General features: G+C 69.0%; 11 protein-coding genes. 7 read left to right on the forward strand and 4 right to left on the reverse strand.

Annotated elements, in window-relative coordinates; all coding sequences use genetic code 11:
• Positions 1 to 52: 52 nt before the first annotated feature.
• The gene (locus ACFPME_RS05630; RefSeq protein ID WP_377302969.1) at positions 53 to 1,165 is read right to left on the reverse strand and encodes an ABC transporter substrate-binding protein; all 1,113 of its coding nucleotides are present in this window, start codon (positions 1,163 to 1,165) and stop codon (positions 53 to 55) included.
• 299 nt (positions 1,166 to 1,464) lie between these two features.
• Here ACFPME_RS05630 and ACFPME_RS05635 point away from each other — a divergent pair, with 299 nt between their 5' ends.
• From ACFPME_RS05635 to ACFPME_RS05650, 4 genes are all read left to right on the forward strand, one after another.
• Positions 1,465 to 1,836, forward strand: a complete 372-nt coding sequence (locus ACFPME_RS05635; RefSeq protein ID WP_377302971.1) for a YciI family protein — start codon at positions 1,465 to 1,467, stop codon at positions 1,834 to 1,836.
• Positions 1,837 to 2,334: 498 nt separating this feature from the next.
• Positions 2,335 to 3,294 carry a TolB family protein gene (locus ACFPME_RS05640; protein ID WP_377302973.1) on the forward strand — a complete coding sequence of 320 codons (960 nt, stop codon included), beginning with the start codon at positions 2,335 to 2,337 and terminating at the stop codon, positions 3,292 to 3,294.
• A 51-nt stretch (positions 3,295 to 3,345) separates the two neighbouring features.
• Entirely contained in the window at positions 3,346 to 4,341 is a 996-nt protein-coding gene (locus tag ACFPME_RS05645) for a TolB family protein (RefSeq protein ID WP_377302975.1), read from the forward strand.
• A 32-nt stretch (positions 4,342 to 4,373) separates the two neighbouring features.
• The gene (locus ACFPME_RS05650) at positions 4,374 to 5,159 is read left to right on the forward strand and encodes a hypothetical protein (RefSeq protein WP_377302977.1); all 786 of its coding nucleotides are present in this window, start codon (positions 4,374 to 4,376) and stop codon (positions 5,157 to 5,159) included.
• 23 nt (positions 5,160 to 5,182) lie between these two features.
• Here ACFPME_RS05650 and ACFPME_RS05655 read toward each other — a convergent pair whose 3' ends face one another.
• On the reverse strand, positions 5,183 to 9,070 hold the full coding sequence (locus ACFPME_RS05655) for a GH36-type glycosyl hydrolase domain-containing protein (protein WP_377302979.1): 3,888 nt from the start codon (positions 9,068 to 9,070) through the stop codon (positions 5,183 to 5,185).
• Positions 9,071 to 9,285: 215 nt separating this feature from the next.
• Here ACFPME_RS05655 and ACFPME_RS05660 point away from each other — a divergent pair, with 215 nt between their 5' ends.
• The 3 genes from ACFPME_RS05660 (at position 9,286) to gnd (ending at position 13,138) form a co-directional block, all read left to right on the forward strand.
• Positions 9,286 to 10,605: a glucoamylase family protein gene (locus ACFPME_RS05660; protein WP_377302981.1), complete on the forward strand. Its 1,320-nt coding sequence runs from the start codon at positions 9,286 to 9,288 to the stop codon at positions 10,603 to 10,605.
• Positions 10,605 to 12,125: a mercuric reductase gene (locus ACFPME_RS05665; RefSeq protein WP_377302983.1), complete on the forward strand. Its 1,521-nt coding sequence runs from the start codon at positions 10,605 to 10,607 to the stop codon at positions 12,123 to 12,125. The genes ACFPME_RS05660 and ACFPME_RS05665 overlap by 1 nt, the downstream gene beginning before the upstream one ends.
• A 107-nt stretch (positions 12,126 to 12,232) precedes the next feature.
• On the forward strand, positions 12,233 to 13,138 hold the full coding sequence (gene gnd, locus ACFPME_RS05670; RefSeq protein ID WP_377302985.1) for a phosphogluconate dehydrogenase (NAD(+)-dependent, decarboxylating): 906 nt from the start codon (positions 12,233 to 12,235) through the stop codon (positions 13,136 to 13,138).
• A 144-nt stretch (positions 13,139 to 13,282) separates the two neighbouring features.
• Here the strand turns inward: gnd and ACFPME_RS05675 are convergent, their stop codons facing one another.
• The gene (locus tag ACFPME_RS05675; RefSeq protein ID WP_377302987.1) at positions 13,283 to 13,843 is read right to left on the reverse strand and encodes a DUF488 domain-containing protein; all 561 of its coding nucleotides are present in this window, start codon (positions 13,841 to 13,843) and stop codon (positions 13,283 to 13,285) included.
• Positions 13,844 to 13,846: 3 nt separating this feature from the next.
• Positions 13,847 to 14,059, reverse strand: coding sequence for a hypervirulence associated TUDOR domain-containing protein (locus tag ACFPME_RS05680; RefSeq protein WP_377302989.1), 213 nt, complete (start codon positions 14,057 to 14,059; stop codon positions 13,847 to 13,849).
• Positions 14,060 to 14,094: the final 35 nt, after the last annotated feature.

Consider the following 14,094-nt stretch of genomic DNA (forward strand, 5'->3'; position numbering starts at 1 on the left):
TGAGTCATCACCGCTTGCCGACTGTAGCAAGCGACGGACTTCGTCCATGCACTCAGCTGGCGTGAAGGATCCGAAAGCGATCGGGTTGCGCCGGATCCCGGTCAACCACCTGGATGGGCGCCCAAGCCCATTGCCAGACGCTGATATCTGGTGTGCGGCTGAACTGGATCAGCCCGCGGGTACCTTCGACTGCAACGTGCGGCCAGGCTTCAGCCATGCGTGCCCGGTCCGCGCCATGCAAACGCAGCACATCGGCGAGGACGGCGATGGTGTCGTATCCCTCGAAGGCGACAAAGGAAGGTGCCTGGGCCAGGCGCTCGCACAGGGCCGTTTCGACGCGCTCACCGAGTGGGCTGAGGCGCTCGGGCAGGTAGCGCAAGAACGGGATCGCAGCGCCGTCGTTACCCAGCAGCGCCGTCCATTCGGCGAACTCCGGTTGCCCGGCCGGAGCACCTATCAGGATTCCGGCGAGGCGCGGGTCGTGACGCACGGATTTGACGATCGACACCGCCGGCTCCGGGAAGCCGACCAAGAGAAGAAGCGCCGTCGCGCGATGCTCGACGAGTTGGTCGCACGCCGCCGCCGGGTCGAGCGCGCCCATGTCGAGTTCGATGACCGTGCCGCCGCGCGGCGCGAGGTAGTTCCGCAGAATGCGGGCGCCGGCGGCCCAGTAGACACTGGCCTGGGCTGCCAAGAGGATTCGACGGTGGCCCGCGCCGAGGAGGAAGTCCGCGTAGAGCTGCCAGCCGCGAGACTGCGGCGGCGCCAGGCGCGCGACCCATTCCGTCGGCCGTTCGGTGAGCGCGTCGAGAACCGCTGATGCGCAGAGGAACGGCAGGCCGAGAGCGTCGGCCCTGGCCGCCGCGGCGCGAGCGACGACGCTGTGGTACTCACCCGCCAGGGCCGCCACGCCCAGGCCAGCCAGTTCATCCACGGCCGCCTTGGCTGCCTGTGGATCAGCCGCGGTGTCTCGAACGACCAGTTCGATTGGTCTTCCGGCGATCCCGCCGGCGTCATTGACGTCGCGAACGGCCAGCTCCATTCCGGCGAGCAGGTGTCGGCCCGCCTCGACCCAGCCAGGCCGGGTGAGCGGAACGAGCGCGCCGATATGGATGGCCGATTCGTCAGTCCGCTCCGCTGCGGATGACGATGGTGGCGTAAGCATGCGTTGGCATCTCGAATTGGCAGTGAATCGGGGGCGGCTGCGACAGGATGTTGAAAGGACCGGGGACTCGAAGTTCATCCCCGCTCTGGGATGCAGTTGCACTCGGCATGGACGTCACCACCACGGTCACCCGTCGGCGATACTGCTCGAAATCGTCGAGCACGCTACGCCTTGAGCAAGACCTGCTGGTCGGACGGACTGTATCAGGCCGTTGTCGGCCCGCTATCAACTCCCCAGAGCAATGTCGATTTCCGATCACCAGCTTCGTCGTCAGTACATACCCACCCAAAGGATCTCCCATGAAATACCTCGGCCTGGCCTACTTCACCCCCGAAAAATTCGCCGCGATGGCGCCGGACGATGTCAAGCAACTGGTGAGCCAATGCCCGGCCTTGGACGAGAAGATGCGCGCTACCGGCAAGGTCCTGGTTTCCGCGTCGCTTGGCGATCTGGACAGCTGGAGGACGCTTCGCCCGCGCCGCGGCAAGACGCACGTCAGCGATGGGCCTTACACCGAGTCGAAGGAGGTGGTGGGCGGCCTGTTCATCATCGAGGCGGACAGCCATGACGAGGCGCTGCGCATCGCGGCCATGCACCCGGCCGCCACGCTCGGCGAAGAATGCGGATGGGCCGTCGAGCTTATCCCCATGGATTTCTACCTGGCCCAATGATGGCTTGGGCGCCTGCATCAGGAATGCTTCGGCGCCCCTTTATCCACAGACACCCTTGCGGCTTCGTGAGTCATCGGGGCGACGTCCGCTTCTGGCGATGGCAGACACTCACCCGGTGTCCGAAGAAGGCGAAAAGTCTTTGCCTTGAAGCAGCAACTGAGCGGCAAGCCATCGCCCGTGAGCGGGCTCCTGCAGGAAGGTCGCGATGTGAGGTGGCCTGGCTGCCGAAGGCAAACGGAAGCTCCCGCTCCGAAAGCCCGAGGCCTGGCACACCTGACAAGCAAGAGCATCGCGACTGAAGCCGCCCCCGCAAGGGGCCCCTCGCTTCGAGGGGCAATGTTCGCCGCGACGGGCCGCGATTCCCCGACGAGAACGAACCGGCTGCCCCACGCGGACAACCGCTGGTCCCAGCGAATCCCCACTCGTCACAAAGTGCCAGCGCCGCGCCGACGTCGCCACGCAGACTCGGCCACACCATCGTCCTGTCGAGGCACACGCATGGCCCGCCGCGCATCCAACCTGTTCGCCTGCAGCCTCCTCGCGCTGGCCCTGTCCGGCCTCGCCGGCGCCCACGCCGCCGACACGACACCCGCCACACCGGAAATCTTCGCGCCCGGCGCGATCTCCGGCCCGTCCGGCGTGGACTGCCTGACCTTCGCGCCCGATGGCGCCACCGTCTACTTCGACCAGCAGGCGCTCTGGAACGGTTTCATCATGGAATCGCATCGCGTCGGCAACGGCTGGTCGACGCCGCAGATCGCGCCGTTCTCCGGGCAGTGGCAGGACCACGATCCGGCGATGGCGCCCGACGGCTCGTTCCTGGTGTACACGTCCAACCGCGCCGATGTGGCCGGCGGTCCGGCAGTACGCGGCGGCCATCTGTGGCGCGTCGACCGCCGCGGCGATGGCTGGAGCGCGCCGGTGCGGCTGCCCGATGCGGTGAACGACGCGGCGAGCATCTACGCGCCCAGCGTGGCGGCGAACGGCGACGTGTACTACCAGCGGCGCGACGAGCCCGAGCACGAGTTCCATCTGTATCGCACCGCCTGGCGCGACGGCCGCTACCAGAAGCCGCAGCGGCTCGCGCTGGGCGATCCGGCCGCGCACGAGCTGGACCCGGCGATCGCGCCGGACCAGTCGTTCATGGTGTTCGACGCGAACTACGCCGGCAAGGACAAGCCGGATCGGCTGTACCTTGTTTTCCGCGAAGGCGATGACTGGAGCAAGCCCGTCGACCTGGGCGATGCGGTGAACCGCTACGAACCCTGGGGTTCGCACCTGGGTCCGGACGCCCGCACCCTGTACTTCACCAGCAACTACATGGCGAAGACGAGCTACCCGCGCTCGCCCGCGCAGGCGCGCGCGGACCTGGCGCGCATGCGTGCGTGGGACAACGGCAACAACCACATCTGGCGGGTGTCGCTGGCGCCTTGGCTGGACGCGCGCCGCATGCCGTGAACCTTTCATTCGGTGTCGCCGACGCGGCCCACGTCCCACCCTGGAGAAACCATGTTGCCACGCAGCCTCATTCTTGCCGCCTGCCTCGCGGCCACGTCCACCGTGCTCCCCGCCGCTGCCGGCGAACTGCTCGGGCCCGGCGTGATTTCCACCGGACTGCAGGAAACCTCGGCCGCGCTGACGCCGGACGGCCGGACGCTGTACTTCATGCGTTCGGATTTCGCCGAGGCCGACGACACCGTCATGGTCTCGCAACTCGCGGGCGGGCGCTGGTCGACGCCGCGGGTGGCCGCGTTCTCCGGTCAGTGGCACGACTCGGAACCGGCGCTGTCGCCTGATGGCCGGCGCCTGTACTTCGTCTCCAACCGGCCGCCGCAGCCGGAGGCCGCGCCGGTGACCGCGGCGATGAACGGGCACACCTTCCCCGGCACGAATCTCTGGGTCGTCGAACGGCAGGCAGGCGGCGGATGGAGCGCACCGATCCACGTCGACGGCGCGCTCAACGACGGCGCGATGATCTACAACCCCACGGTGGCGGCGAACGGCGACGTCTACTTCTCGGCGCATCGCCCGGATTCCGGCAAGGCGTACCAGATCTACGTGGCGCGCGACCACGGCCACGCTGCACCCGAACGGCTGCCGCTGGGCGACCTCGAGCACAACCGGATGGATCCGGCGATCGATCCGCAAGGCCGCTTCCTGCTCTACGCCGGCAACGAGGGCGATGCGCTGGGCAGCGCCGACATCTACATCGTGTTCCGCCAGCCGGACGGCGGCTGGGGCAAGCCCGAGCACCTGGGCGGCGACGTCAACAGCCGCGTGCTGGAGAACGCGCCGTCGCTGGGCGCGGCGTTCGGCGAGCTGCTGGTGTCGAGCGCGCGCCGCGACGAGGTGTCCTTTCCGAAACCGCGCGACGACGCAGCCACCCTGCAGCGACGCCTGCAGTCGCCGCTGAACGGCTCGCGCAACCTGTGGCGCTTCGACATCTCCGCCGTGCTGCGTGCGCACGGCGTCGCGCCGCCCGCTGGCGCACCGGCCGGCGCGTGATCCATCCGTTCCCCATCCACAGAGGCATCCGCATGAAGTCCTTCATCGTGACCCTGCTGGCGGCACTGGCCGGTGCTTCGACCCCGGCCAACGCGGCCATGCCCGCGGCCACCGCGTACCTGGCGCCGGCGTTCCATGCCGGCGACCGCTTCGACAACGTGTTCTCGCGCACGATCGCCTACCGCGCCAGCGGCTACGACGAGAGCGTGCGGCGCATCAGCGGCAGCGCCAGCTACACCGTGCTGGACAGCGCGACGTCGCAGCCACGCCTGCATATCGACTACCGCTACGACGGCGCGCATCAGGGCAGCGGCGCGGTCGAGTTTCGCGACGGCGGCGCCACCTCCTGCTTCGACGGCAAGTGCACGCCGAACACCGACGCCAGCGGACTGGCGTGGAACCCGCGCCTGTGGGGCAAGCCGCCGGCGACGCTGCGGGTCGGCCAGAGCTGGAGCGTGCGGATCGCCGAGCCGTGGGAGCTTGGCCCGGCCGGCACGCAGAAGGTGACGGTGATCGCGCTCGATCCGTCCAGCCAGCGCATCACGCTGTTGCGCGATGGCAGCGGTGCGGGCGCCTACCTCGGCGACAAGCTGGAAACGACGCTGACGCGCGGCGGCCAGAGCTGGCCGGTCACCGTGGAGCCGGGCCGCTCGCACTGGTACGGCTACACCACGTTTCGTGCCGGCGTAGTGGTCAGCGACGAGCTGATGGTGGAGCGGCCGGTGACCCTGGTGTCGGACAAGCTCGGGCGCATCAGCGCCAGCGAGCGCGAATACATCCTGCTCAACGCGATGCCGCCGGCCTCGGGCGGCGGCTGAATCGTTCGGCTGCTGCCCGGGGTTCAGCCCAGCCTGATGCGCAAGCGGTGCGTCAGCCCGTCGTCCGGCAGCCTCACCGCCGCGGAAGCGTCCAGCGCCTGGCCGTCCATATCGATGTTCGCCACGCCACGGCAGACCCCGTGCGGGTTCTCCACGCTGACCTCGTAGCAGGTGAGCCGCTGCTGGCGGCGATGGCGGTAGGTGAGCTGAAAGCCGGGCCAGTGCTTCGGGATGCACGGGTCGATGCGCAAGGTATCGCCCTGCAGGTGGAAGCCGAGCACGGCCTCCAGTCCGGCGCGATACAGCCAGGCGGCCGAGCCGGTGTACCAGGTCCAGCCGCCGCGGCCGACGTGCGGCGCCACCGAATAGACGTCCGCGCAGGCGACGTAGGGCTCGACCTTGTAGCGCTCCACCGCGGCGGCATCGGCGCTGTGATGGATCGGGTTGAGCAGGTCGAACAGGCCGCCGGCGCGGTCCCCGTCGCCGAGGCCGGCCCAGGCGAAGATCGACCAGATCGCACCATGCGTGTACTGGCCGCCGTTCTCGCGCACGCCCGGCGGATAGCCCTTGATGTAGCCCGGATTCTCTTCGGGATGGTCGAACGGCGGGGTGAACAGGCGCGCGATCGCATTCGGGTGATCGATCAGCAGGCGGTCCACCGAAGCCATCGCCCGCGCGGCATGCAAGGGATCGGCGGCGCCCGACATCACGCTCCACGATTGCGCGATCGTGTCGATGCGGCATTCGTTGCTCTCGTGCGAGCCCAGCGGCGTGCCGTCGTCGTAGTAGCCACGGCGATACCATTCGCCGTCCCAGGCTCGCTCCAGCGCCTGGCGCAGCTGATCGGCGTAGCCGCGCCAGCGTTGCGCGCGTGCGTTTTCGCCGCGCCGTTCGGCGAGCGGCGCCAGCATGGCGATCGTGCCTAGCAGGAACCAGCCGAGCCAGCTGCTCTCGCCGCGGCCCTGCGCGCCAACCGCGTTCATGCCGTCGTTCCAGTCGCCGGTGCCGATCAGGGGCAGGCCGTGTGCGCCACGAGTGAGGCTGACCTCCAGCGCGAGCGCGCAGTGCTCGTAGACGGTGGCTTGCTGCCCGGAGATGGACGGCTGAAAGAATGCATCGGTGGCGCCGTCGGGGATCGGCGGGCCGGCGAGGAACGGCAGCACCTGGTCCAGCACCGCGGTGTCGCCGGTCACCCGCACGTAGTGCATGGCGACATAGACCAGCCAGTTGCGGTCGTCGCTGATCCGGGTGCGGATGCCCTGGCCGCGAGGCGGCAGCCACCAGTGCTGCACGTCGCCTTCCGCGAACTGGCGGCCGGCGGCGCGCAACAGATGCGCGCGGGCGAGGTCGGGCCGGCTCACGCACAGCGCCATCACATCCTGCAGTTGATCGCGGAATCCGTACGCGCCACTGGCCTGGTAGTACGCCGTGCGTGCCCACAGCCGGCAACTGGTGACCTGGTACAGCAGCCAGTCGTTGAGCAGGATGTCCATCGCGCGGTCCGGCGTGCGTACCTGCACGGTATCCAGCATGCCGTTCCACTGGGCCGCCAGCTCGGCCAGCACCGCGTCGATGCCGGTGGCGCGGTACTGGCCGATCAGGGCTTGCGCCGTCGCTGCGTCGGCGGCATCGCCGAGCATGAAGACGATGTCCACCTGCGTATTCGGCGGCAGCGCGATGCGCGTCTGCAACGCACCGCAAGGATCGAGCCCGGCGCCGAGCCGACCGTTCAACGGCGCGCCGTCGCGCAGTGCCGCCGGTTGCGCCACGCTGCCGAGCGGACCGAGGAAACCGGCCCGATCGCCACTCATCGAGTGCTGCGTGCCGGCCAGGTCGATGAAGGCCACGCGTTCGCCGAAATCGGCACGCCAGCGATTGCGCGCGAACAACGCGCCGGTCATCGCATCCCGCTCGGTGGCCACGTACGGCGCAGGCGTGGTGCCGTTGGCGCCCAGCGCCCATTCGACATAGCCGGTGACCGACAGGTGGCGCGGACGGCTGGAACGATTGCGCAGGCGCAGCCGCGACAGCTTGAGCGAATCGCGGACCGGGACGCACTGCAGCAGCTCCAGCTCGATACCGTGCGCGGTACTGGCGAAGCGGCTCCAGCCCTTGCCATGGGTGGCCACGTACTTCGCACCGGCCACCCGTATCGGCGATGCGGTGGCGCTCCACAACACGCCGTTATCCTCGTCGCGCAGATACAGCACCTCGTGCGGGCTGTCGCTGACCGGGTCGTTCGGCCACGGCGTCAGCGGATTCTGCTGGCTGTTCAGCGACCACGCATAGCCACCGCCCTCGGCCGACACGACAAAGCCGAACGCGGGATTCGCGATCACGTTCACCCAGGGCGCCGGCGGTCGGCGATCCCCGTCGAGATGGATTTCATAGGCGCGGCCAGCGTCGGTGAAGCCGCCGTAGCCGTTGGCGAACTCCGCTGCCGCCGCGGTGGCCCTGGCCGCGACGGGGACCGGCGCGCTGCCGGGCGGCGGTGCCATCGGGGTGAGCGGTGCGGCGGCCGGCGCGCTCGCGGCATGCGTCGTCGCCGCGAGATCGAGCAGCACGCGTGCGGCGGTGAGCAGGCCATTGCGCAAGTCCTCCGGGATCGCCTGCTCGCGCAGCGCGAACAGTTCCGCCTTGGGCAACTGCTCGCCGGCCTTCAGCTGCGCCTGCTGCGCGCCGGCCAACGGCGCCAGCAAGTCGTGCAGCGCATCGCCCGCCGCGCCGTCGGCGCCGTTCAACAGCACCACGTCGACCGCCAGCCGCTGACTGCGCCAATGACTCTGCGCACGCAGCACGTCCTGCACGCGGGCCAGCCGGGAGCGGTCATCGAGCCGCAGCAGCATGATCGGGCGATCGCCGGAAATACCCGCCGCCCACAGCGTGGGCGGGCCGCCGCGGCCGCGCGCCAGCACGTCGGGGGCGGCGCGCTGACTGGCATCGCTGCTGATCAGCGCACTCATCCAGCGGGTAAAGCACGCGGCCTGCACCGCGTCGATGCCGGCGTGCTGCTGCGCGGCCTCGGCGTACGCTGCGGCATCGGCGAACAGCCGGTCGGCGATGGCCGGGTCGTCCAGCTGCGCGGCAAGCGCCAGCGCACCCTCGCGGGTGTCGGCCAGCCGCGTCCACAGCAGCAGCGTGATGCTGGCGCCCGGGTCCAGCGTCACGGATTGGCGCAGGCTGAAGATCGGGTCGAGCACGCAGCCGCTGCTGCGCGACAAGGTGGCGCCCGGCTGCATCGCCAGCGCGTCGCGCAAGCCACGGCCGCGGCCGAGAAAGCGGGCGCGGTCGGTCTCGAAATCGCACGCGGTCCCGGCGTCGACGGAGGGCCCGTGCACCCGCAGCGCCTGCGCTGCCCAGATCGCCGGCTCGCTGCTGTCGCGCTGGCGGCGGGTGGCCAGCAGCATGGCGCCCGGCGCGTCCCATTCGGTCTGCACGAACATCTTGGAGAACGCGGGATGCGCGTTGTCCGCGCCGATCGCTCCCAGCACCAGCTCCGCATACGTGGTCACCGACAGCGAGCGCGTGCGGTCGCCGTGATTGCTCAACGTCAACCGGCGCAGCTCGGTGTCGCCGGTGCAGGCCACGGCGATGTCGAGCACGCTGTGCACGCTGAGGTGGCGGCGGCTGAAGCTGGCGCGGCCAGGGCTGAAATCGACCGCATCGTCCGGAGTGTGGTGGCCGTATGGCTGCCGACTGGCCGACCACGGCGCACCGCCGTCCTCGTCGCGCAGCAGCACATAGCTGCCCCAGCCGTCGACCGTGGGATCCTCGCGCCAACGGGTGACCGCCAGGTCGCGCCACCGGCTGTAGCCGGAGCCGCTGTCTGCCAGCGCCACCGCGTAATCGCCGTTGGATAGCCAATGCATGGTGGGCGTGCTGCTGGCGCTGGGCAACGGGCGGCTGGGCATGGAGGGTTTTCCTTGGGATGGATCGGCGCAAGAACCTGCAGCGTGATCGTCGATCGGGTGGCATGAGGCACGCGCAGCCCTCGATGAAAGGCGATGCGGCATGAAAGGCGCGACTACGCTCCGTTAATTTCACGCGCGCCGATGCAAGCTGCACAGGCTCGATGCGTTCCGCGCATCACCGTTGAACGACTGCACGGACAATCGGATCCCACGGCATGACATCTAGTGCGACACCCGCGGACGACACCTGGCTGGACGGCATGCAGCGCGCGGCCTTCGACTATTTCGCGCAGTGGGTCGATCCGCACAACGGGCTGGTGCCCGACACCTCCCGCGCGAATTCGCCGGTCAGCATCGCCGTGGTCGGCTTTGCGCTGTCGGCCTATCCGGTGGGTGTGACGCGTGGCTGGATGAGCCGCGCCGACGCGTTGCGCCACAGCCTCGCCGCCTTGCGCTTCTTCCTCGACAGCGACCAGAGCGGCACGCCGCAGGCCACCGGCTTTCGTGGTTTCTACTATCACTTTCTGGACATCCATAGCGGCGCCCGCGTGTGGCAGTCGGAGCTGTCGATGATCGACACCGCGCTGCTGATCGCCGGTGCGCTCACTGCGGCAAGCTTCTTCGGCGACGACACGCCCGACGAGATCGAGCTGCGCCGCATCGCCGATGTGCTGTACCGGCGGGTCGACTGGTGCTGGGCGCAGGACGGCGGCGACACCATCCGCCAGGGCTGGAAACCCGAGTGCGGTTTCCTGGATTACGGCTGGGAGGGTTACAGCGAGGCGATCGTGCTGTATGCGCTGGCGATGGGTTCGCCGACCCATCCGATCACCGGCGACTGCTACCACGCATGGACCTCCACCTATCAGTGGGAAAACCTCTACGGCACCGACTTCCTGTATGGCGGCCCGTTGTTCGTGCATCACTTCTCGCATGCGTGGGTCGACTTCCGCGGCATCCGCGATGCCTTCATGCGCGAGAAGCGTTCGGACTATTTCGAAAACAGCCGGCGCGCCGTGCTGATCCAGCGCAAGTATGCGCGGCTCAATCCGCACGGCTTCGCCGGCTACGGCGACAACGGCTGGGGCCTGAGCGCCTGCGATGGGCCCAGCGACGAGCGGCAGGACGCGGCCAACGAGGAGCGCCATCTGTTCGGCTACGCCGCGCGCGGCGTGCCGTACGGGCCGGACGACGGCACCTTGTCGGCGCCGGCGGTGCTGGCCTCGCTGCCGTTCGCGCCCGAGCTCGCCCTGGCGGGCGTGCGCTGCATGCTGCGGCGCTACCCGCAGATCCTCACCGACGGCCGCCTCGCCAGCGCGTTCAACCCGTCGCTTGTGCAAGCTGGCGGCGCGCCGTGGGTGTCTGCCGGCCACTACGGGCTGGACCAGGGCATCGTGCTGATGATGATCGAGAACCACCGCAGCGGTTTCCCGTGGCAGCTGATGCGCGGTTGCCCGTATCTCGCCGATGGTCTGCGCCGCGCCGGATTCCGCGGCGGCTGGCTGTTGCAGCCCATCCATCACGGAGCAGCCTGATGCCGCACTTCGACGCCACCGTTACCACCCCGCAGGACGGCTACGAGCAAGAACGCCTTGCGCACGTGCATCCGCGGGCGTGGAACAACCCCACCCCGGCCGGGCGCTACCAGCTGCTGATCGTCGGCGCCGGCTCGGCCGGTCTGGCCGCGGCGGAGGCGGCGGCGGCACTGGGCGTGCGGGTGGCCCTGGTCGAGCGCCATCTGCTCGGCGGCACCTGCCTCAACACCGGCTGCGTGCCGTCCAAGACGCTCATCCGCACCGCGCGCGCGTATGCCGAGATGCGCGACGCCGCGCGCTACGGCGCCCGCGTGCCCGGCGATATCCAGGTCGACTTTGCCGCGGCGATGGAGCGCGTGCGGCGCGTCCGCAGCCACCTCAGCGGCGGCGACTCGGTGCGCCGGCTGGCTGACGAAGGAGTCGACCTGTTCTTCGGCAACGCGCAGTTCAGCGGCGCCGACAGCCTCACCGTCAACGGTATCCGGCTGTGTTTCGACAAGGCCATCGTCGCCACCGGCGCGCGCCCGCAGGTGCCGCCCACGCCCGGCCTGCGCGAGGCGGGCTACCTGACCAATGCCAACGTGTTCAATCTCACAGAACTGCCGCGCCGCCTGCTGGTGATCGGCGGCGGCCCGCTGGGCTGCGAACTGGCGCAGGCGTTCTGCCGGCTCGGCGCGCGCACGACCATCGTGCAGAACCAACCGCTGTTCCTGCCGCGCGAGGAGCGTGATGCGGCGCAGATCCTGTCCGACGCCTTCGCCCGCGACGGCATCGAGGTGCGGCTCAATACCCATGTCGTCAACGTGCGCGTGGAGAACGGCGAGAGACTGGTCGATCTGGTCAGCGACGACTACCGCAACACCATCGCGGTCGACGCCATCCTCGCCGGCGTGGGCCGCGTGGCGAACGTGGAAGGGCTGCAACTGGAGGCGGCCGGGATCGCCTACGCACCCGGCACCGGCATTCGCGTCAACGACCATCTGTGCACCAGCAACCCGCGCATCTACGCTGCCGGCGACGTCTGCCTCGAACAGCAGTACACCGATATCGCCACCGCGTCGGCGCACATCGCGCTGCAGAACGCGCTGTTCGGCGGGCGCGAGCGGCTGAGCAAGCTGGCGGTTCCGTGGTGCACGTACACCGACCCCGAGATCGCCCACGTCGGCCTGTACGTGCGCGAGGCGAACCAGCAGGGCATTCCGGTGAAGACCTTCACCGTGCCGATGCATGCGATCGACCGCGCGGTGACCGACAGCGAGCAGGTCGGCTTCGTGAAGATCCACGTGCGCGAGCACAGCGATCACATCCTCGGCGCCACCATCGTGACCCGCCATGCCGGCGACATGATCAACGAGATCACCCTGGCGATGGTGGCGGGCGTGGGTCTGCGCACGCTGGCGCGGGTGATCCACGCCTATCCCACGCAGGCCGCGGCGATCCGCCGCGCCGCCGATGCGTACAACCGCACGCGGCTGACTCCGCGGGTACGCGCGCGGCTGCAGCGCTGGCTGGACCGCTGAGCCGACAGCACGGCGACCGGCATCGCATCACGTCCACTTGTCGCGGCCTGCCTACAATGGGTGGAATTGATCGACACAAATCTCCCCACGCCACACAAGGAAACCCTATGGAACTCGGCATGATCGGCCTCGGCAAGATGGGCGCCAACATGGTGGAACGCCTGCAGCAGGGCGGCCACAAGATCACCGGCTTCGATCCCAGCGCGGACGCGCGCAAGGCGGTGCAGGCCGCTGGCGCCGATGCGGTCGATTCGCTGGCCGCGCTGGTCAAGGCGCTGCCCGCGCCGCGCGTGCTGTGGATGATGGTGCCGTCCGGCAAGATCACCGACGACACGGTCGATGCGCTGCTGCCGCTGCTGGCCAGGGGCGACACCGTGATCGACGGCGGCAACTCCAACTACAAGGACACCTTGCGCCGCGCGAAGCTCTACGCCGAGCACGGCCTGGGCTACGTCGACTGCGGCACCAGCGGCGGCGTGTGGGGCTTGAAGGAGGGCTACAGCATGATGATCGGCGGCGACGAGCAGGTCGTCGAGGCGTTGCGGCCGATCTTCGAAACGCTGGCGCCGGCGAAGGAGCAGGGCTGGGGCCGCGTCGGCCCGGTCGGTTCGGGCCACTTCACCAAGATGATCCACAACGGCATCGAGTACGGAATGATGCAGGCCTACGCCGAAGGCTTCTCCATCCTCAAGCACAAGCGCGACTTCGGCCTCGACCTGCACCAGGTCGGCGAGATCTGGCGCTACGGCAGCGTGGTGCGCTCGTGGCTGCTCGACCTCACCACCGACGCCCTCGAAAAGAACCCGAACATGGACGGCGTCGCGCCGTATGTCGTGGATTCCGGCGAAGGCCGCTGGACGGTCGATGCCGCCCTCGAACTCAGCGTGTCCGCCCCGGTGATCACCCTGTCACTGATGGAGCGCTACCGCTCGCGCGACGACGATTCGTTCGCCGACAAGCTGCTGTCGTCGATGCGCAACGAATTCGGCGGGCATGCCATCAAGAAGGAGTAGGGCGCGCGCCCCGTTCCCTGGCCGCGGCGAAAGCCCGGGAGCGGGTCGGGCCCAGCGGCTGGCGATCCGGCCGGCAGCCGCGCGTCGTGCATCCCCTTGCGGGGCCCGGGCGTGCAGCAGCAGCGCCGAGCCGGGCGGCTTTGCCTACAGCAGCTCGGCCTGCGCCGGTGCGTAGCTCAACCGGCCGTCCACGATGCGCGCCGGTGAGGTATAGGGATGCACCGGCGCATGCGTGGCGTCGATGATGTGGATCACCTCGATTCCGCGCAGCTTCAATACATCGGCGATCAGCGAGCGGTGGCAACGCCACCACACGGCTTCGGCGCACATCAGCGCGGTGCGCCGGGCCGCGGCGAGCTCCAGCAGTTTCTCCAGTCCCCTGGAAAATTCCGGACTGGCCAGGTGATCGGCATAACCCTGGAACGAAGCATTGCGCCACGCCGTGTTCGGCGACCCCGGCTGCACCTTGCGCCGCCCGCCCAGCTCGGGCAACCACCGATACGCGATGCCGTGGGCGGGCAGGGTTTCGGCCAGCGCCTCGCTGGCGAAATGCGGGTAGCGGCGCGAGCCGGGAAAGCGGCGCACATCGGCGATGGATTCGATGCGGTACTCGTCCAGCAGGCCGAGAAATTCCTCCAGCGTGCGGGTCGAGTGGCCGATCGTCCAGACCGTCTGCACCGCGGCAGTGGCGGGCACGGATGCCATCGCTCAGTCGAGCTTGTGCAGCGCCGCGCCCTTGTGCATGGCGACGTGGTCGGTCTTGTCGCTCTTGATCTCGTACTGCGGATCGGCCTCGCTGCAGCGATGCATGTGGCCCTTGTAGTCGGTGTCGCGCGTGTGCACCTTGATGATCCTGCCGCTCACGTGCCCGGCTTCGGAATTCCAGCGCACGTGATCGCCGACTTTGAAAGCATGGCTCATGGCAGTCTCCGCAAAGCCGAGGTCGAGTGACGAGT

The sequence above is a fragment of the Rhodanobacter umsongensis genome (genome assembly GCF_042654965.1).
GTDB classification, from domain to species: Bacteria; Pseudomonadota; Gammaproteobacteria; order Xanthomonadales; family Rhodanobacteraceae; genus Rhodanobacter; species Rhodanobacter umsongensis.